This window comes from Gilvimarinus sp. 1_MG-2023, assembly GCF_030548285.1.
On the sequence record NZ_JAUOSC010000002.1, the window covers coordinates 82,568 to 102,877 of the forward strand.

17 protein-coding genes are annotated in these 20,310 nt (G+C 53.9%); 7 read left to right on the plus strand and 10 right to left on the minus strand.

The genetic code is table 11. The annotated features are described in order from the left end of the window. Positions 1 to 51: 51 nt before the first annotated feature. The 9 genes from hflC to Q4563_RS03350 form a co-directional block, all read right to left on the minus strand. Positions 52 to 927, minus strand: coding sequence for a protease modulator HflC (hflC, locus tag Q4563_RS03310; protein ID WP_215976990.1), 876 nt, complete (start codon positions 925 to 927; stop codon positions 52 to 54). Next, entirely contained in the window at positions 927 to 2,081 is a 1,155-nt protein-coding gene (gene hflK / locus Q4563_RS03315) for an FtsH protease activity modulator HflK (RefSeq protein WP_215976989.1), read from the minus strand. The genes hflC and hflK overlap by 1 nt, the downstream gene beginning before the upstream one ends. 135 nt (positions 2,082 to 2,216) lie before the next feature. Further along, positions 2,217 to 3,542: a ribosome rescue GTPase HflX gene (gene hflX / locus Q4563_RS03320; protein WP_215976988.1), complete on the minus strand. Its 1,326-nt coding sequence runs from the start codon at positions 3,540 to 3,542 to the stop codon at positions 2,217 to 2,219. Between the two features lie 18 nt (positions 3,543 to 3,560). After that, entirely contained in the window at positions 3,561 to 3,824 is a 264-nt protein-coding gene (gene hfq, locus Q4563_RS03325; protein ID WP_215976987.1) for an RNA chaperone Hfq, read from the minus strand. Between the two features lie 117 nt (positions 3,825 to 3,941). Then, entirely contained in the window at positions 3,942 to 4,961 is a 1,020-nt protein-coding gene (gene miaA / locus Q4563_RS03330; RefSeq protein ID WP_442903699.1) for a tRNA (adenosine(37)-N6)-dimethylallyltransferase MiaA, read from the minus strand. Next, positions 4,927 to 6,783: a DNA mismatch repair endonuclease MutL gene (gene mutL / locus Q4563_RS03335; RefSeq protein ID WP_215976986.1), complete on the minus strand. Its 1,857-nt coding sequence runs from the start codon at positions 6,781 to 6,783 to the stop codon at positions 4,927 to 4,929. Before mutL ends, miaA begins: the two co-directional genes overlap by 35 nt. Before the next feature lie 16 nt (positions 6,784 to 6,799). After that, on the minus strand, positions 6,800 to 8,173 hold the full coding sequence (locus Q4563_RS03340; protein ID WP_442903700.1) for an N-acetylmuramoyl-L-alanine amidase: 1,374 nt from the start codon (positions 8,171 to 8,173) through the stop codon (positions 6,800 to 6,802). Positions 8,174 to 8,195: 22 nt separating this feature from the next. Continuing rightward, on the minus strand, positions 8,196 to 8,672 hold the full coding sequence (gene tsaE, locus Q4563_RS03345; RefSeq protein ID WP_303603583.1) for a tRNA (adenosine(37)-N6)-threonylcarbamoyltransferase complex ATPase subunit type 1 TsaE: 477 nt from the start codon (positions 8,670 to 8,672) through the stop codon (positions 8,196 to 8,198). Continuing rightward, entirely contained in the window at positions 8,665 to 10,146 is a 1,482-nt protein-coding gene (locus Q4563_RS03350; protein ID WP_303603584.1) for an NAD(P)H-hydrate dehydratase, read from the minus strand. Before Q4563_RS03350 ends, tsaE begins: the two co-directional genes overlap by 8 nt. A gap of 128 nt (positions 10,147 to 10,274) precedes the next feature. Between Q4563_RS03350 and queG the strand changes: the two genes are divergently transcribed. The 3 genes from queG (at position 10,275) to Q4563_RS03365 (ending at position 14,599) form a co-directional block, all read left to right on the plus strand. Further along, positions 10,275 to 11,399: a tRNA epoxyqueuosine(34) reductase QueG gene (gene queG, locus Q4563_RS03355; RefSeq protein WP_303603585.1), complete on the plus strand. Its 1,125-nt coding sequence runs from the start codon at positions 10,275 to 10,277 to the stop codon at positions 11,397 to 11,399. Between the two features lie 186 nt (positions 11,400 to 11,585). Continuing rightward, entirely contained in the window at positions 11,586 to 13,040 is a 1,455-nt protein-coding gene (gnd, locus tag Q4563_RS03360) for a decarboxylating NADP(+)-dependent phosphogluconate dehydrogenase (protein WP_336623028.1), read from the plus strand. 248 nt (positions 13,041 to 13,288) lie between these two features. Then, positions 13,289 to 14,599 carry a hypothetical protein gene (locus tag Q4563_RS03365; protein ID WP_303603587.1) on the plus strand — a complete coding sequence of 437 codons (1,311 nt, stop codon included), beginning with the start codon at positions 13,289 to 13,291 and terminating at the stop codon, positions 14,597 to 14,599. A 75-nt stretch (positions 14,600 to 14,674) separates the two neighbouring features. Here Q4563_RS03365 and Q4563_RS03370 read toward each other — a convergent pair whose 3' ends face one another. Next, positions 14,675 to 15,007: a zinc ribbon domain-containing protein YjdM gene (locus tag Q4563_RS03370; protein ID WP_303603588.1), complete on the minus strand. Its 333-nt coding sequence runs from the start codon at positions 15,005 to 15,007 to the stop codon at positions 14,675 to 14,677. Positions 15,008 to 15,299: 292 nt separating this feature from the next. On the opposite strand from Q4563_RS03370, the gene Q4563_RS03375 reads away from it, so the two are divergent. From Q4563_RS03375 to Q4563_RS03390, 4 genes are all read left to right on the plus strand, one after another. Continuing rightward, positions 15,300 to 16,490: an NAD(P)/FAD-dependent oxidoreductase gene (locus Q4563_RS03375; RefSeq protein ID WP_303603589.1), complete on the plus strand. Its 1,191-nt coding sequence runs from the start codon at positions 15,300 to 15,302 to the stop codon at positions 16,488 to 16,490. Then, the gene (locus tag Q4563_RS03380) at positions 16,490 to 17,302 is read left to right on the plus strand and encodes a glycosyltransferase family A protein (protein ID WP_303603590.1); all 813 of its coding nucleotides are present in this window, start codon (positions 16,490 to 16,492) and stop codon (positions 17,300 to 17,302) included. The genes Q4563_RS03375 and Q4563_RS03380 overlap by 1 nt, the downstream gene beginning before the upstream one ends. A gap of 245 nt (positions 17,303 to 17,547) precedes the next feature. After that, complete coding sequence (locus Q4563_RS03385) at positions 17,548 to 17,757, plus strand: DUF3622 domain-containing protein (protein ID WP_303603591.1); 210 nt, start codon at positions 17,548 to 17,550, stop codon at positions 17,755 to 17,757. 233 nt (positions 17,758 to 17,990) lie between these two features. After that, positions 17,991 to 19,802 (plus strand): hypothetical protein, encoded by a 1,812-nt coding sequence (locus Q4563_RS03390; protein ID WP_303603592.1) that lies wholly within the window; start codon positions 17,991 to 17,993, stop codon positions 19,800 to 19,802. Positions 19,803 to 20,310 lie beyond the last annotated feature (508 nt).

Sequence of the window (20,310 nt, forward strand, 5' to 3'; positions counted from 1 at the left end):
GGCTGTGGGATTTTACCACCTTTGTGCGACAAATGTTGAGCGAAAAATCGCCTATTTTTTGCCGTCCGCATCTTTTAAGAAGCGGAAGAAATCGCTTTCGGGGTCAACCACCATCAAGTCGCCCTTATTGGCAAAGGATTTCTTGTAGGCAGTGAGCGAGCGCACAAACGCGTAGAAGTCTGGGTCTTGCTCGTAGGCATTAGCAAAGGTCGCCGCGGCAGTGGCATCACCAACACCGCGTATTATCTCTGCATCGCGATAGGCATTGGCTTCTAACACCGCTACTTGGCGGTCGGCATCGGCGCGAATAATTTCCGCCTGTTCCTGACCTTGAGCGCGGTAAGCCCTGGCCTCCTCTTCACGGTTGGCCGCCATACGGTCAAACACCGCACGCCCTACCTCGTCGGGCAAATCAATTCGCTTAACTCGAATATCGATAACCTCAACACCCAGAGCATCATTGACCTCAGTATTGATTTGCTGATTTAGCTCCAACATCAATTCATCACGCTTGCCCGAGACCACCTCGTGCAATGTGCGCCCACCCACTTGGTTGCGCAGACCATCGCCGATACGGCTCGCCAAGCGACTTGCAGCCCGTGCTTCATCACCACCGGTGGCAATATAATAAGTCTCTACATCGCGAATACGCCACTTAGCGTAAGAATCCACGATTAGACGCTTATTTTCGATGGTGTAGTAGCTCTCGGGGCGCGCATCTGTGGTCAGAATACGGCCGTCGAATTTGCGCAGCTTATCCGCCAACGGAAATTTGAAATGCAGACCAGGTGTCACATCCGGGTTAATCAATTTACCAAAGCGCAATACTACGCCGCGCTCGTACTCCGAGACGATGTACACACTGTTAGCGGCGATAAACAGCCCCAAAGCCAGCACAATCAGTCCGAAAAAGGATCGATTAGACATTAGCGCCCCTCCCGATAAGTATTATTGTTACGGCCGAGTTGGCGCGCCACGTAGTCGCTGATTTGGCGTAACTGCTCTTGTGTCAGGGTCGCGTTGCCGCGATTCTGACCGCCACTGTGATTTTCCATCAGCTTGTCGATCGGCAAGTACATCATATTATTGCCACCGTCGACATCCACCATCACCTTGGAGGCGTTGCCCATAACCGCTTCTACCGCTTCGATATACAAGCGTTGGCGAGTCACTTCGGGCGCTTTTTTGTATTCCACCAACAAGTTGGTAAAACGTTCAGATTCACCTTCGGCGCGGCTTACCACCTCAGCTTTATAAGCTTCGGCTTCTTCCAGCATACGCTGAGCCTGACCACGAGCGGCCGGCACTACGGAGTTGGCATAAGCTTGAGCTTCGTTTTTCAGGCGCTCTTCATCTTCTTTGGCGTTGATAACATCATCAAAAGCGTCGCGCACCTGTTCTGGTGGGCGTGCCTCTTGAATGTTTACCGAGCGCACAAAAATACCCGTGCCGTAACTCTCAAGGTATTCCTGCAAACGAGACTTAACCTCGGCGGCTATCTCTTCACGCCCCGCCGACAGTACTTCTTCTAGTTCGGATGAGCCCACCACATGCCGCAGTGCGGAATCGGTGGCATGGCGCAGACTCACATCTGGCTCACGAACATTCAGTACATAGGTTTTTACATCGTCTACGTTGTACTGAACAGTTAAGGGCAGCTCAACAATGCTTTCGTCTTCGGTCAGCATCAGGCCACGACTGGAATATTGACGCTCCTCGGTCACATTTTCCACAAACACTTCGGTAATAAGAGGTGCGTTCCAATGCAGGCCCGGCTGCTTGATGACATTAAAGGCACCCAGGCGCAGTACTACAGCGCGCTCTTTGGCGTCTACCTGATAAAAACCGGCAACGCCATAAAACAAAGTCGCCACGACGATGGCGCCAATCAGTAAAACACTGAAGCCTTTACCAGAGCCGCCGTTGCCATTGCCACGTCCGCCGGATTTACCACCAAAAATTCCGCCCAGCTTCTCTTGCAGTTTTTTCAGGGCTTCATCGAGGTCGGGCGGGCCATCGTTATTGCCGCCACGGTTACCCCAGGGGTCCTTATCACCGCCTCCCGGTTCATTCCAGGCCATAGGTTGTCTCCAATTCAAAGGTGAGGCCACCAGTTTCTACTGATGGCCGAAATTTCGTCGCGGATTTTAGCACCCCCAACGCGAAGTCTAAAGGGCACCACTTACACCTCTCGATTGTGAGAGTTGCAGAGGCGTCTAGAAGTTCTGTGCGATTTGATACTCTTGAGGCGCCTCACCTTCCCAGCTGAGCTGATCAAAATTTAGGCTGACCGAACTGAGGATACGCATTAAATCGCTCTGCGGAATACGCAGCGACAGCGTACAACAGCCATCATCGCGGAAGGATTCAGCGGCGACAGCATGCTGTTCAAACAGTTTGGCGCGCAAACGACCATCGGTTGGGGCGAGAATTAAATCGCCTTCGATCATCTCTTCGCCCAGCAATTCGCTGATTGCCTCGAACAGCAATTCAATGCCGGTTCCGGCCTGAGCCGACAGCCACACCGCAACAGGTGTTCCCTCATCGTCGCGGTCGATACGCGGCTCCATATTGAGCAAATCGATCTTATTAAATACCCGCAGTTGGGGCAGGTCACCAGCGCCGATTTCATCCAGCACCTCTTCCACCTGCTCCATATAGTGCATGCGCTCTTCGGCTGCGGCGTCAATCACATGCAACAATAAGCTGGAGTTTGCCGCCTCTTCCAGTGTGGCACGAAATGCCTCCACCAGCTTGTGCGGCAAATGGCTAATAAAACCAACGGTATCGGCCAGAATTGTAGCGCCAATATCGTCTAGCTCGACCCGGCGCATGGTCGGGTCCAGCGTGGCAAACAGTTGGTCTTGGGCGTAAACATCTTCACCGGTAATTCGGTTAAACAGGGTCGATTTACCGGCGTTGGTGTAACCGACTAAAGATACCGTAGGAATAGCCGCGCGCTGGCGGGCCCGCCGGCCCTGCTCGCGCTGGGTGCGTACCTTAGTCAAACGCTTTTCAATGGTGCTAATACGCCCGCGCAGTAAACGGCGGTCGGTTTCTAGCTGGGTTTCACCCGGGCCGCGCAGGCCGATACCGCCTTTTTGTCGCTCCAGGTGAGTCCAACCGCGCACGAGTCGGGTCGACATATGGCGCAACTGTGCCAGCTCCACCTGTAATTTACCTTCGAAAGTGCGGGCTCGCTGGGCGAAAATATCCAAAATCAAACCGGTGCGGTCCAGTACCCGACACTCAAGTGCTTGCTCGAGGTTGCGCTCTTGCGATGGGCTCAGGGTATGGTTAAAGATCACCAGCTCTGCGCTGTGCTCTTCCACCAATGCCTGCAGTTCTTGCAGTTTACCGGTGCCGACAAAATATTTTGCCTGTGGGGTGTCGCGCTGACCAAACACCATGGCAACAGGGTCGCCACCGGCAGACAGCACGAGCTCTTCAAATTCACGGGGGTCTTCTGGCTCTTGGCCACTGGAAAGGTCCAGGTGAACCAGCACTGCCAGTTCACCTGAATCGGGACGATCAAAAAACAATGACTTACCTCTTAGTTTTTAGTCGCCCTGCTCTTCATCACCTTCGCCTTCTGCAGCGGGGTTAAGAAGGGGTACACGAACAGCGCGAGACGGTACTACTGTCGAAATGGCGTGCTTATACACCATTTGGCTAACAGTATTCTTTAGTAGTACAACAAATTGATCGAAGGATTCGACCTGACCTTGCAGCTTGATACCATTTACCAGGTAAATGGATACTGGAACACGCTCTTTACGCAGCACGTTCAAGTAAGGGTCTTGTAAGCTGTGCCCTTTTGACATCTTTGTTCTCCTTTAGATAATAAAAATACGCCTAAGTCTTTCAATTCGGTTACATAAGTCCGCCTGAAAGGGGGCGATGACAAGCATGAAAAACTGACTAGGGATTCCACAGTCTTATTATATGGCCCCCAATGGGAGGTAATTCAAGCTAAATCGTACAATTTCTTGCAAAGATAGCGACTTACCCATGTTATTTTCTGTAAATACCCAATTTATGCCCTCCCAACCCTTGAGCCAGGTGAATTGCCGCTTGGCTAATTGCCGGGTGGCGATCACCCCGCGCTCCACCGCTTCCTCTTGGCTGAGGCGCCCGGCCAGATGGTCCCACATCTGTCGATAGCCCACCGCGCGTATCGCGGGCAAGCTCTCATTTAAGTCACCCCGGGCATAAAGTTTGGCCACTTCGTCCACTAATCCCGCCGTCATCATTTTGGCAAACCGTGTCTCTATACGCTGGTGCAGGGTTTTGCGATCACGCGGCGCTATGGCCAGCTGGGTCACGTTAAAGCGCTCAGTTAACAGCGGCCCCTGTTCCTCTCGCTGGCGACGGCGCAGCTCGGTCATGGTTTCGCCGCTACTCAGGTAAACCTCCAGCGCGCGGGAGACACGCTGCGAGTGATTGGGGTGAATCTCAGCCGCACACTCCGGGTCCACTTCGGCCAGACGCGCATGAATAGCTGGCCAGCCGTACTGCCCGGCGTCATTTTCGATTTGCAGACGCACCTTCGGATCAGCGGCGGGCATTTCTGCCAAGCCGTCCAGTAGCGCCTTAAAGTAGAGCATTGTGCCGCCCACTAGCAGCGGAATGCGCCCGGCGGCGTGAATATCGGCAATTTCCCGCTCGGCATCGGCCACAAAATCGGCGGCCGAATAAGGGTCGACCGGGTCGCGTATATCAATCAGGCGATGCGGCGCCCGGGCCAGCTCGGCCGGGGTTGGCTTGGCCGTACCTATATCCATACCGCGATAGACCAAAGTGGAATCCACGCTGACCAGTTCGACCGGCAGGCGCTGGTAAAGCTCCGACGCCAGATCCGTTTTGCCCGATGCGGTAGGCCCCATCAGCATAATCACATGGGGTTTGTCAGTACTCACATCCATGCTATTGGCCGCGCATAAAGAGTTTATCCAGCTCATCCAGCGACTGCAGCGTCCAGGTCGGGCGGCCGTGATTGCACTGGCCGCTGCGCTCGGTCGCCTCCATATCGCGCAGTAGAGCGTTCATTTCGGCGGTGGTGAGTTTGCGATTGGCTCGCACCGAGCCGTGACAAGCCATCGTAGACAACACCTCATTGACGCGGTGGGCTAGCCGCTCGCTAGCGCCGTGCTCGATTAAATCACTGAGTACATCGCGCACCAGCTGATCCACTTTGGCGCCGTGCAAAATAGAGGGGATTTGCCGAATTAAGAGCGATTCGGGCCCCGCGCGCTGGATTTCAAAACCGAGGGCGGCAAATGTATCCGGGTGCTCTTCGGCGCAACTGGCTTCTTTTTCGCTCACCGCCAAGGTCGCCGGCACCAGCAGCGGCTGGGCCTGTATCTGACCGCCGGCAAAAGCGGTTTTCATGCGCTCATAAGTGATGCGCTCGTGCGCGGCGTGCATGTCGACAATAATCAGCCCCTGGGCATTTTCCGCCAGAATATAAATACCCTTAAGTTGCGCTATGGCAAATCCCAGCGGCGGTATTTCTCCCTCGCTCGCCGCCAAATCCTCTAAGGGCTGTGCTTGATAGCCCGCCGCCGACGGGTAGCTTGCGCCTTGCTCGGCCACCGCAGGCTGACCCACAGCGGTTGCACCGGTGGCCGATTGCATGGCAGCGGGAAAATAGTTTTCACGCCAGTCACCCGCCGGGCGCTGAGCATTAAAGGCCATGGGGCTTTGTTGCGACATTTGCCCCGGCGCATCATTGTGCGGGCGGCTGGCTTCTGTCTCGGCGCGGGCCAAGCGGTCTTCCGGCGAAACCTCCGCCAACGCGTGATGCAGCGAACTAAAGATAAAGCCATGCACCGTGCGGCCGTCGCGAAAGCGCACCTCGTGTTTGGTGGGGTGAACATTGACGTCCACGGTGGCCGGGTCGACCTCAAGATAGAGCACAAAGGCCGGGTGACGGCCGTGGTACAGCACATCCTGGTAGGCTTGACGCACGGCATGGGTGACTAGCTTGTCGCGAATGGCGCGGCCATTGACATAAAAGTGTTGCAAATCGGCCTGCGAGCGCGAGAAAGTCGGCAGTGCCACCCAGCCCCATAAACGCAAGCCGCCGCGCTCGATATCCAGATGGACCGCATTGTCCATAAAGGCCGGCCCACAAACCTGAGCCACACGACGTTCGCGCTCGGCTTGGGTAGCACCGCCGCGCCAATTGTGAATGGCGCGGCCGTTGTGGCGCAGAGTAAAACTGACGTCGTAGCGCGATAGAGCCAAGCGCTTGACCACGTCTTCCAGATGGTTGTATTCGGTTTTTTCGGTGCGCAAAAACTTGCGCCGGGCGGGGGTGTTAAAGAACAAGTCCCGCACCTCGACCGTGGCCCCTTTGGGGTGTGGGGCCGGAGCCAGTTCGGTTTCCATATCGCGGCCTTCGGCGGTCACTTGCCAACCCGCGCCGCTTTCATCGGTCGCGCTACTCAGCGCCAGACGCGCCACCGAGCTGATACTGGCCAAAGCTTCGCCGCGAAACCCCAGAGTGGCGACCGCTTCTAAATCGTCCAGGTCGTTGATTTTACTGGTGGCGTGACGCGACAGCGCCATGGCCAGGTCCTCTTTGTCGATACCCGAGCCATTGTCACGTACGCGCATCAATTTAACGCCGCCGTCCTCAACTTCCACCTCCAATCGGGTGGCACCGGCATCGAGACTGTTTTCCAGTAGTTCTTTCACCACTGAGGACGGGCGCTCAACCACTTCGCCGGCGGCAATTTGGTTGGCGAGACGGGGACTTAACAGCTTAATTTTGGACATGAAGAGTGTTTACAACTTATGTAGTCGGGGGAATGCGCAGCACCTGGCCCACTTTAATCACGTGACCGTTGATACCATTGAACTGCTGCAAATGATTGACGGAAATATTAAAACGCTTGGCAATCTCGCTCAAGGTATCACCGCGCGATATGGTGTACTCGGTAACCAATCCGCCACCACCGCCGGACTTTTTCCAGGCAATGTAACTTCCCGCCGGGGGAAACTGATAAAAATACTGTTTAACGCCTCTAACTAACTGGGCGGTCAAGGTGTTGCGATAACTGGCACTGGCTAGTTTTTTCGCCTCACCTGGATTGGAGATAAAGCCGGTCTCCACCAAAATCGAGGGCACATCGGGGGATTTAAGCACTGCAAAGCCCGCTTGCTCCACTTGCCGCTTATGCAAGTGCGCCACCTGCCCCATCGATTGCAACACATAGTCGCCCACCTGCAAACTCGCGCCCAATGTGGCCGTCATGGATAAGTCGACCAGCACACCGGCCAGCACTTCGTCTTTATCCTCCAGACTAACGCTGCCGACCCCGCCAATAAGGTCCGACTCGTTTTCACTTTGCGCTAAAAAGCGTGCCATTTCACTGGTGGCGCCACTTCGCGACAGGGCAAACACCGAGGCGCCGCGCGCAGAGGGTTTGGTAAACGCATCGGCGTGAATCGACATAAATAAATCAGCCTGCATTTTGCGCGCAATATTACGCCGCTCACGCAGAGCAACATAATAATCGCCAGTGCGCACTAGCTTTGCGGTATAGCCCGGCTCGGCGTTCAACTTTTTAGCCAAGGCTTGAGCAATTTTAAGCACTACGTCTTTTTCTTGTAACCGGTTCGGACCTAGGGCGCCGGGGTCTTCACCGCCGTGCCCGGCGTCGATGGCAATGATAATATCGCGCCGAGTACTGGCGGGCTCAGGCACACTCACCGGGGGCGGCCCCTCTTGGCGCGGCGCTAGATCGTTTAAATCCACCACCAAACGATCTGATGCTCCGGCTTGGCGCTGAAGGAAAAAACTGTTGGGTTTTACCCCAGCCGACAAGTCCAGTACCACACGCAAATCGGTGCCATTGCGCGGGGCGTAACGAATATTATTAATCGGCGTTTCGGCAAGGTTCAGCTGATCAAGACTGGCATTAAACTGCGCCCGATTGACATCGATCACCACGCGCTTGGGGTTTTCTAAAGTAAACAGGTTGTGCTCAACCGGGCCGGATAAATCAAACACCAATCGGGTGTGATCCGGCGCCCGCCAGAGGCGCACACCGTCGACACGAGTCGTGGCCTCGGCTCCCAGTGCGACAAACAGCATCAGAAATACCAGGGTACACAACAAGTTGCGCAGTATGGGCAAGTTGGGTCGGGCTTGGGCTGTGGTCATACTCAGTTTTATGATTACTCTGCTACTGTGGTTGCGCGAGTTGCTGTACCAACCGCTCGCCGCGGTCGGTACCGGCCTCTAGCTTAACAAGTCGACCCGGCTCTTGCACCTGAAGGCTGACTGTTAAGTCCGGCGGCGGCAAAATTCCAGCACCACGGGTCGGCCATTCCAATAGGCAAATATCGCCGCCTGTAAAGTAATCGCGAATACCCATATACTCCAGCTCTTCTGGATCACCTAAACGGTACAGGTCGAAGTGATGCAAAGTGCGACTGGGTAAGGCGTACTCTTCCACCAGCGTATAGGTGGGGCTCTTAACCGCACCTGAATGGCCAAAGCTCTGCAGTACCCCGCGGGTAAAGGTGGTTTTACCCGCCCCCAAATCGCCCTCCAAGTGCAAAGAGAGCCCCTGCGGGCACTGCTCCAGCACCCGCCCTAAACGCTCACCGGCGGCGACAGTGGCCGCTTCATCGGCCAGGTAGTCGGACCACTCAGTCACCCAGCAACACCCCGATATAATCCAGCAGGTCGGTGGCCAAAATACTGCGTTGGCCGCGCTCCTCGGCGGCAAGATCGGCCGCGTGAGCATGCAAACTGACGCCGAGGTAGGTGGCCGCAGGCAACTCCATACCCTGAGCCACCAGAGCGCCCAGCACGCCAGTTAACACATCGCCCATACCGCCAGAGGCCATACCCGGGTTGCCGGCACTGATAACTGCAACAGGTGCTTTCTCGGCGGCGACTAACGAGCCGGCACCTTTTAATACGGCGACGCCACCGTAACGTTGTTGCAAATTGCTCACCGCGGCAAAGCGGTCACTGCCCACGGTGACGGTAGTCTCACCCAGAAGGCGCGCGGCCTCCCCCGGGTGCGGTGTTAAAATCCAGTTACTGCGGGTTTTGCCAACCGGCCAAAGGTTACCCTGTGCAATTAAATTCAGCGCGTCGGCATCGAGAATCAGCGGCAGGTCAGTGGCCAGAGCCTGCTGCAGCATTTGCTCGGACCAAGGCGAGTCGCCCAAACCCGGCCCCACCACCAGCACACTGGGACGTTCTAGCCAGGGCTCTAGCTCTTGGCCAGAAATAACCCCGCAGGTCATTACCTCGGGCCGGCGCGCCAAAGCCGCCGATACATGCTCGGGGCGAGTCGCCAGGCTGACCAAGCCGGCGCCGGTGCGCGCTGCCGCCTCGGCCGCCATTATGGCTGCACCACCGCGGCCGGTGTCGCCACCAATGACCATTACATGGCCAAAGCAGCCTTTGTGGGCATCGGCCTCGCGCTCGGGCAGTACCGCTAATAAATCGGCGAACTCCACCCGCTGCGCCTGGGCATTCACTTGCTGATAGATGGCCTCGGGGGCATCCAGGTCGGTAAAAACAATTTCACCACACAGCGCCGGGCCGCGCCCGGTCAGAAGGCCGCGCTTAGTGCCGATAAACGTCACCGTTAAAGCCGCTTTTACCGCTACACCGGCAATCGCGCCACTATCAGCCAATAAGCCCGAGGGAATATCCAGAGCCACCACTGGCAGGCCACTGGCGTTCATTTGCTCGATTGCTTTTTGATACTCTGGGCGCACATCGCCACTGAGCCCAATACCCAGTAGCGCGTCCACAATAACGCCACTGCCAGGAGCAGGGCCGGGAGGCATCATCACCACACCTTCTTGCCTGGCGTATTGATAGGCGGCAGCAGCCTCGGGGCTGAACTTACTCTCATCCCCCAGTAAAATCACAGTCACCGGAATACGCCGTGCCGCGGCCAGAGCCGCCACCACAAAACCATCACCGGCGTTGTTGCCCGCGCCGCAGTACACGGTAAGCTCCTCCGGCTCACCGAAGTGGGCCATCATAGCTTCAAAAGCGGCGCGACCGGCTCGCTTCATTAGCTGCGCTGCAGGCACGCCAGAGTCTATAAAAGCGGCATCCAGTGCGCGAATATCGGCGGCGGTGTAAAGCTGATTTGCAGTCATACAAAATCTCAATAAGTGTGTCGAAGACTAAATCGGTATAATCTGCGCGTTATTATAGGGGCTTTGCGTCGTTCCGCCTAACGGACTGTTCTGCGCCTTTCACGTTCATCACATAGCAAGGGTCAGGTTTGACGGACTTTGATTTTTATCAACTCGCCCGCGATATCAAACGCTGGGGCCGGGAATTGGGTTTTCAGCAGGTGGGTATTACCGATACCGACCTGTCCGCCCACGAGCCCGGCCTGCAGCACTGGCTGGAGCAAGGCTATCAAGGGCAGATGCAGTGGATGGCCGAGCACGGCAACAAGCGCTCGCGCCCGGCCGAGCTGGTGCCCGGTACGGCGCGAGTGATTTGTGTGCGGATGGACTACCTGCCCGGCGATACCGAGCAAATTAAAGTACTCAAAAACCCGACCCAGGCCTATGTTTCGCGCTACGCACTGGGCCGCGACTATCACAAACTGATTCGCAAACGGTTGGCGCAGCTGGGGCAAAAAATAGAAGCTGCTTTACCCGAGGGGTTGCGCCCGCAAGGCGAGCAGCAAAACCGCGCCTTTGTCGACAGCGCACCAGTGCTAGAAAGACCCTTGGCCGACAAGGCGGGCCTGGGCTGGACGGGCAAGCACACACTGATTCTTAATAGCGAGGCCGGCAGCTGGTTTTTTCTGGGGGAACTGTTCACTTACTTGCCGCTGCCGGTGGATATCAGTGAGCAGCCCAACCGCTGCGGCGAGTGTACCGCCTGCCTGAAGGTTTGCCCCACCGATGCTTTCCCCACGCCTTACACACTCGATGCCCGGCGCTGCATTTCTTATCTGACCATTGAACATAAGGGCAGCATCCCCGAGGAGTTTCGCGAGCCCATAGGCAACCGCGTGTTCGGTTGCGACGATTGCCAAGCCATCTGCCCCTGGAACAAATACGCCAAGCCCACCGCAGAAACCGACTTTTTACCGCGCCACTCACTCGACAGTGCCGACCTAACTACCTTGTTTCAATGGAGTGAGGCGCAATTTCTCAATAATACGGAAGGTTCGGCCATTCGCCGCATCGGTTACGAGCGCTGGCAGCGCAATCTGGCCATCGGCCTCGGCAACGCCCCGTCAGATGTGCGGATTCAGCAAGCCCTGCAAGCCCAATTGGGGCAGGTAAGCCCAACGGTGGATGAACACATCGAGTGGGCACTGGCGCAGCAAAACGATCCCCGCAAGCGGCGCAAGCGCAAAATCAAAGCGCCCCCCAACAGCGGTTAAGCGCCCCGCCAGGCCTTTTTTTATAGCCTCGATAGACAATAAATATCATCCAGCCACAAGCAAAATCCGCCGCTTTGCTGTACAATTGCCGCCCTCTGAGAGCCGGACACCCCCTCTGCCCAAGATTTTTAGGTGGTGAAAACCGGTTACACGCTTCTGCAAATCAATGAAAAAAGTACGGTCGCTATGAAAACACTGTCTGATATCGGTTTGGTCGGTCTCGCCGTAATGGGTGAGAACCTTATTCTCAATATGGAAAGCAAAGGCTTCACAGTGACGGCTTATAACCGCTCTGTGGACAAAGTCACTAACTTTATTGAAGGTCGCGCGAAAGGCAAAAACATTCGCGGTGCCGCATCGATTGAAGAGTTGGTCGCCTCGCTGGAAAAACCACGCAAAATTATGCTGATGGTAAAAGCCGGCGCGCCGGTTGATGCCTTTATTGAGCAGCTGATTCCGCACCTGGATAAAGGCGACATTATCATTGACGGTGGCAACACCCACTTTCCCGACACCAACCGCCGCGTTGAGTACCTGCGCGAAAAAGGCCTGCACTTTATCGGCGCCGGTGTTTCCGGTGGTGAAGAAGGCGCGCTGATCGGACCGTCGATTATGCCCGGCGGCGCCCCCGAGGCGTGGGAGTACGTTAAACCTATCTTCCAGGGTATTGCAGCCAAGGTTGAAGACGGCTCTCCTTGCTGCGACTGGGTTGGCGAAAACGGCGCTGGCCACTTTGTCAAAATGGTGCACAACGGCATCGAGTACGGCGACATGCAGCTATTGTGTGAAGCCTACCAAATCATGAAAGAACTGCTCGGCATGAGCGCCGACGAAATCCACCAGGTATTCGCCGAGTGGAACAAAACCGAGCTGGACTCGTACCTGGTAGAAATCAGCCGCGACATCATGGCGTTCAAAGACGAAGACGGCGAGCCGCTGGTTGAAAAGATCCTCGACACCGCTGGCCAAAAAGGCACCGGCAAATGGACCGGTGTGGTAGCGCTGGACTTCGGCGTACCCCTGACCCTGATTGCCGAATCGGTATTTGCCCGCTGTATTTCAGCGCTGAAAGACGAGCGCGTAGAAGCCTCGAAAGTACTGACCGGCCCGGCGAAAATCTTTACCGGCGACAAAACCGCGTTTATCGAAGATCTGCGCCAAGCGGTACTGGCGGCTAAAATCGTTTCTTACGCTCAGGGCTACACCCTGATGCGCGAAGCGGCAAAAGAGTTTGGCTGGAACCTCAATTACGGCGGCATCGCCCTGATGTGGCGCGGCGGTTGTATTATTCGCTCGGCTTTCTTGGGCGACATCAAAAAAGCCTTCGATAAAAACCCAGACCTGAACAATCTGTTGCTGGACGATTACTTCAAAGGCGTTGTGGTCGAGTCGCAACAAGGCTGGCGCAACGTGGCAGCCACCGCCATCACCAACGGCGTACCAGTGCCCTGCCTAACCGCCGCCCTGAACTACTTTGACGGCTACCGCACCGAGCGCTTGCCCGCCAACTTGCTGCAAGCCCAGCGCGACTACTTTGGCGCTCACACCTACGAGCGTTTAGACAAGCCACGCGGTGAGTTCTTCCACACTAACTGGACCGGTCGCGGCGGTGATACAGCGTCTACGACTTACGACGTCTGATGCTGAACGCTGAACGCTGAACAGCGATGATTAAAAACGGGGAGCCATGTGCTCCCCGTTTTTAATGGTACAGCCACCTGTCATTCACTTTCGATCTAGCTCTTCGCTAGGCATTGCCATACTCGCCTCTTACAATACGCATTGGCTAACGCCAGATCCACTACCGGATTACGCCCGCCGCAATACCAACATAAACCACGCGGCAACAACCTTTTCAGGCAAAGCACTAAACAATTGGAGGTTTAGGCATGACACTCACCCGAATAATCACGGCACTTATTTTTGTTTTAACTCTTAGCGCTTGTAACCAGAACGATTCCCCCGATACCACAATGCAAACGGCCCCTTTAACATCATCCACCAGCTCTGTAGCGACCTCCGTCTGCAAAGCCGACATCAACTGGATCACTAACCCTAATCCGCCCAATGAAATTCCAGGCGGCGGCTCTAATTTTTGCCAGTTTTATCAATTCTCTTGGCAGTGGTTCTTTTACCTAATGTCACCTTCACAAACCGACCCATCACTGCGCAACTTCCAAGTTACCAGTGAATACCCTGTACTGGAGATCGATGGCAACTCTTGTGCTAGTAGTGCAACAGAACCAGTATTTTTTGTGCGCACAGTAAAAGATGAGGCCAGTGATACGGCGTTTACACTGCCTGAACGTATCGGCCAAGCCGGTGGAGGTGCCACTATTTACGACCAGGACGGCAATGTCGTTTTCTACAGTATCGCTTTTAGCCGCAGCCTATGTACGGCACCTTCCCAAGGTGATTTGCCCGACGACACCACGGAACTAAAACTTGCTTGGCGAGTGATTAGTGATGCTGAGAAGTCCGATTACTTTTGGATTGAAGCCGACGTCATACCCGAACAAGGCGCCCCGGTTGGTGAAACCCTCGGTTTAATTGGTATGCACCTGGTGCGAGGCACAGCGGAACATCACGAGCTGGTATGGGCCAGTTTTGAGCACCGCAACAATGCCCCCAACTGCCAGAGCCCAGCCCAAGCGCCACAAGGAGGGTGGTCTTTTACATCCTCGCAATGCGAGAGCTGCCTCAACAACCCCACCGCCAGCTGTCTTGAGAGTTGTGCGTTTAACAAAGCCAGCCCGGCAAGCTCATTGAGCGGTGCAGCCTCGGAAATTTGCCGTGTATTCCCAGAGGGTACCGCAAAGGGTGATCATAAAGCTGGGGAAAATCTTGCGGATGTAACGGCTCTCAATCATCAAGTCCGCGATCTTCTTGCTGGAGCCAACACCCCACAATCCATGCAGGTATTGGCTCAATACTTTAATATTGGGGCGCTATGGGTCAGCGACCCGAGCCAAGCCTCTACCACCGATAACCAACGCGGCTCCATGCAATTAGCCAACCCTGTAATGGAGACAACCTTCCAAGGCTCTCTGAGCATAGATAGCGGGAAAATATCAACCTCAACCAATGGCGTGCTCAATTGCTTTACCTGTCACGGTTACCAACCGGGCGAGACCGCCACGACCGGACTCAGCCATATTTTTGATGATATTCAAAAACAACAGGCAGCAACAGCACAATAAAAAAACGGGGAGCCAAGGCTCCCCGTTTTTATTATCCACCTTCGGTGCGATGCTCTACTTGCTGAACCATTGATTCTAAGCCTTTTTCACAAACTCACTTTTAAGCATCATATCGCCGCCTTTGGCAAGCTTGCAGTCGATATTGTGATCGCCGTCGACAATGCGCTTGATTGTGACCTTAGTGCCCACCTTCAGTACATCCGAGGTACCTTTAACTTTAAGGTCTTTGGCCAAAGTCGCGTTATCGCCCTCCAACAGTTTATTACCATTAGAGTCGCGAACAAAAATCTCTTCTTCGGCTTCTTCGCCGTTCGCCGACCACTCATACGCGCACTCTGGGCAAATTAACAATGCTTGGTCTTGATACACGAACTCAGAATTACATTTGGGGCAGGGAGGGAATGACATAGATGCATCTCTGACAATAAATTGAGAAGACTATTATCGCCTGTAGCGAGCGATTGCGCAATTTACCTGCCCACCCCAAAATAACGTCCCCTTCTCCATCAGCTGGTTTACCAATTATATTTAAACCAATCAGCACAAAAAATAGCCAGCCGGGAAATTTCAGGGGAAATCGCGCAAGAATATCCGACTCAATATGATATGGTTTCCTAACAAGCGCGAGCTTCAGTGTGGACTTAGGGCCCTGTATAGCTCTACTGCCCCAACAACCCTAAAAGAGAACGAGAAGTACACGATGTATATTATATTGGGCGCAGGCATAGCCGGGTGCTGCACAGCGCTCTATTTAGCCAAAGCAGGTAAGAAAGTCACCTTAATCGACCAGAATGACCTGCCCATGTTAGGCGCCAGCCTCCACAATGAGGGGAAATTACATTTGGGCTATGTGTATGCTGCAGACACCAGCCTGAAAACAACCAAAAGGATGGCAGAAGGCTCACTGTCGTTCCTCAATATACTCAGCGAGCTGTTATCTGTTTCACCCTCGCAACTTGTTCGCTCGCAGCCATTCAATTATCTATCACCAAATGACTCCATGCTCTCAGCCTCAGAAATTTCGCAATACTTTGAGCAAACGGATAAACTGCTTGCACACACAGGATCAGATATTCGAAGATCTCAACCTCTTTCCAGAACTGAGCTGAATAAGCAGGGGTACTCTACCCAATCAGTGCAATGCGGACTGACTACGGATGAATTCAGTGTATACCCCCCTCAAATAGGCGCCCTGTTGACCGCTAAGGTCATGGCCAATGAAAACATTACCGTCATATTGAAAGCAGCGGTGAAAACGGTACTACGCCTGCCCAACGGCAGTTATTCGATTGAGTGTGAAAAAAACAAAGCACCACTTCAATTACAGGCAGAAAATGTCATCAACTGTCTGTGGCAAAATCGGCAAAAATTTGATGCGGCTATGGGCTTACACTACAATCGGCCGCTGCTCACTCGCTACAAAATGGCTATTACTTTTCACGGTTTACCCGACAAAAATCTGCTCTCATCAACCACTTTTATTACCGGCCCCTATGGTGATGTTGTTAACTACGGCGATGGAAATTACTTTATCTCCTGGTACCCGGCATGCCGGATTGGCCTAAGTAAAGACGGCGACCACGCCCAAATCCAATCTGCATTAAAGAATCTCGACAAACCTAAACTGATCGACAACACCATTCGAGGCCTTGCTCATTTTTACCCAAAGGTTAAAGAGTTGCTTAAATATAAAACTAAAGCACAAGTCGGCGGAGGCTATATATTATCTTGGGGAGAGTCAGACATAGATGACCCCGGCAGCGAATTACACAAACGCTTTCAAATTGGGTTTCAGTCTGTTGATAATTGGCATTCACTGGATACGGGAAAATACTGTAGCGGCCCATATTTCGCGAAACAACTAAGCGAACACCTGCTCGGGGGTCACTAATGGAGCGCTACTCGCTGCTTATCCCCATGTATCGATCGGCTAGGTTTATCAACAACCTGCGAGCCGTCATTGACAGCCACCTACCCAGTCGCTGTGAAATATTACTATCAGATCAACACTGTCTGGACAACACGATATACACCCTACAGGCGGAATATGAAAACAACCCTCAGGTCCGATTTTTCTCATCTTCCGATGCCATAAACTGGGTGGAAAATATCAACTTTCTAATCACCCAGTCTCAAACAAATTTCTTTCGTATCGCCCCACATGATGACTATACCAGCGCCGCGCAGTCAGAGCGCCTTCTTGCCTTACTACTCAAAAATAAAGATGCCGTATTGGCTACCGGCCCAGTGTTTCATGAATACCTCGATGAAGACAAAACTAGTTTTATAACTCACGCCAAGCTTGACCGTGAAGACGAGCTATCCACCATCAAATTCTTTAATTCGCTGGGGTTATTTAACGGTGCGTTTAAAGGAATGGCCAGAAAGTCGACGATTGATAACCACCAACTGTTCATTAAACCCACAGCCACCACCATTAACTCAGAGCGCTTATGGCTAAACGCCCTACGAATAGCTGGCCCCTTTTTATACTCTAAAGAGATTATGCTGACCAAAAGGTTGTATAAAGAAAGCACCCATCGACAATGGCGTCACACAAAAGAGGTCGCCCTGGACGACGCCACCACTATGGAAAGATATATTTCGCAATTGGTCGATGACCCGGCCATAAGGAGAGAGCTTACTGAACATTTCTGGCAGCATGCTTATGCCCTTTATCTGAAACGATCTGCCAGCGAGTAGCCGTTATGTAGGATCTTGTCACACTCACTTAACCCTCAACTCCAAACCTTGTAGCCTCAACTGGCTGATACTCTTAATGGTCATGGCGTAGTCCCTCAAGTGCAGTAAGCTCAAACATAAACCAACCACTACCTCAACAGAGCCCCAAAACCTGCAAAATTTATTGCTATAAGGCATAATGCCCGAACTTATTTCCAGAGCGCCTAAAAGACGCCCACCACCCATCTACTTAATTCTGGCCTACTATGAGCATTGATAAAAAATTTAATCTACATATTGACGAAAACAATGGCGAATGGCGCGCCGAGATTACGCGGCGGGTTACGGCGCGAAAAACAATCACGACCAAGGTTAAACACGGCTTTACCAGTGAGAGCGATGCCAGAGCATGGGCTGAAAATGAACTCAAGTCCATTCTGGCCAACGTACGAGCGCGCCAACAAGCTAAATCGTAAAGACAGGGCCACATTTACATAACACCAGGGCATTACGGATAAACAACGACTACTTAAATCGCGATTACCGATAACTTGCTCCAGCCACAAATCGTGCGCCACACTCTAGCGATACGAGTTAACATCATAGCCCTGCCCCCACCGCTGTTGCCGAACCAATGCGGCCAAGGTAGGATATTCGGCTGAGATAGAGAGCCTCACTGGCCCACGACCGAAAGCCCAAAAAGAAGTTTATGACTGCGCCATCTACCAGCACCCCAACCCAATATATTGCCCTGCCCTTCGTCAGCTGGCCATTGCATGAAGGGGAGCGAATGGTACTTCCCCGCGACGGCCGCCAGGCCCAGCCGCTGCACGAAACTCTCGCGCAAACTTTGATGCTGTGCGACCAGTGGCGCAGCCTCGATAGGCACGTGTCGACTGCGATCGAAAAAATGCCCCAACTGCAACCCCACGCCGAGCAGTTAAAGCAGGGCTTGTTGCATATGGTAGAACAGGGGTTATTGGTAGACGCTGCCAAGCTATCCCAAAGTTTTGCAGAATCAGCCCCCACAGAACACTCAACGCCAGACATCCAAACTCTCTATGTACGCACTTATTGCTGCCCCCAAGCTTTAGAGCGCTTATTACAGAGCCTGCTGGCCGGGCGTGCAGGGGCATCAGTAAAAACTTTGGTTGTGATAGACGATGCCCGCGAAGAGAACGATCTGGAGCGCAGCCGAACACTGCTGGGCTCTTACCGGGATCAATTGTCAGCGCAATTAGTCCACATTACACGAGCCGACCGGGAACGTTTAGCGGATGCTATAGCGGTAGCCTCGGGAGCCAGTGCCCAAGATCTGCGCTGGTGGCTTAACGGTGACCCCGAAGACCCGGATATGACAGCCGGTGCCACCCTAAACACAGCCCTTTTACTGGGCGCCGGCACAGCCACAGCCATTATAGACGACGATGCCCAGCTAACGCCCTACGGTGACCCACAAGAAACAACCGACGCCGCCAGTGTCAAAATGGGAGGGGCGCAACAAGACGAGGCGTTATGGCACATGTACCCCAGCGCCGAGGCCATGGGGAATGCCTGGTCACCACTGGACATCGATCCACTGGCTGACCACAGCCGCTGGCTGGGGCAACCTTTGACGGCGATCATGGCGCAAGCCACAAGCCCCGACACCTTCTGGCAGCCGGTTACCAGCGCCGACTTACACTCGCTAAACCCTCGGGCGCAGGTGAAAGTCAGCGTTTGCGGCGTTCTCGGTGACCCAGGCACAGGCCAGGCCAGCTGGCTCTACACACAGCCACCGGAGCGACTACAGCCCTGGCTGCAAAGTGAAGACAATTACCGACAATTGGTGACTCAACGCCTGTCAGCCCGCAAACCTCAAGGGCACCAGTTACTTCCCAATCACTCCCTGCTCTCGCTGCTGATAGGTGTCGATAATCGCCAGCTTATACCGCCAACCACGCCCACTGGGCGCGGCGAAGACACAATTTTTGCGGAGCTGGTGTGCGGTGTTTACCCAGACAGTTTATTCGCCCAGCTCCCCTGGATGCTCAAACACACACCCGAGCAGGATCGGCAGTTCAGCCACGACCGCCTGCTAACCCCCATAGCCATGGATGCCAACCTACTGCTAACTGACTACCTCCATAAGTTACGCCATGCCATTCCCAGTGCCGATGCCAGTACACGCTTACAATGGCTCGGCCAATCGCTCAAGGCGCTGTCACAGGCGCCCGATAAAACACTGGCAGCCGATTATCAGATCAACCTAAGCAGTGACCGCAGCAATATGGCGCAGCGGCTGATTAACAACCTGCAAACACTGCAGCCCCCTGCTTATTTAGCCAACGACATGCAAACACTACTCACGCGCTGCATGCAGGGGGTAGATAAAGACCAGCAGGAACTGGACTCAATCCTTCGTCAAGCCCGCCGGCGCGCGAGCCAGTATAGCCAGGCACTCAACAGCTGGCAGACGGCTTGGGAATATTGCCGTGAAATTGGTGAGTCACAAACCCGGGCGATGGCGAGAGCTCAATAGGTGCCGGGCCGTTTCCATACGGAATACCTAAGCGCACCTCTTGGTTCTAACATGTATTGCCAACAGATGTTCGACAAAAATTACCGTAATTCAAAAGGCCAACCATCATAAAATTCCTTAAGTTGCCAAGCATTGCATACCGGTAACTTGGGGCATATAAACCCAATAACTTGCCACCGGTATTACTGCCCTTCTAGGGCCTACAGACGTGCATCCAACGCTTTGATTTTTCGACCTGCTCGACGATCAAGGCCGGCTGACATTCATGTGCAACGATACATACATTCGAAAAATACTCTAGCTGTAACAGCCACGGAAGCGGTAAACGGGTTCAGTGATCACTGATAATATCTCGAACATAAAGTAGCAATATCGAGCTCACCTCCACCCCTCCGATAATCACTTCCAACGCCCGCAACACTCACCACCGAAAATGTACCCTCCAAACTGGTTGTTCCCTGTCGAGGGGCGGTGTAGACTCACTTTTACATAAAATGCCTATTGAATC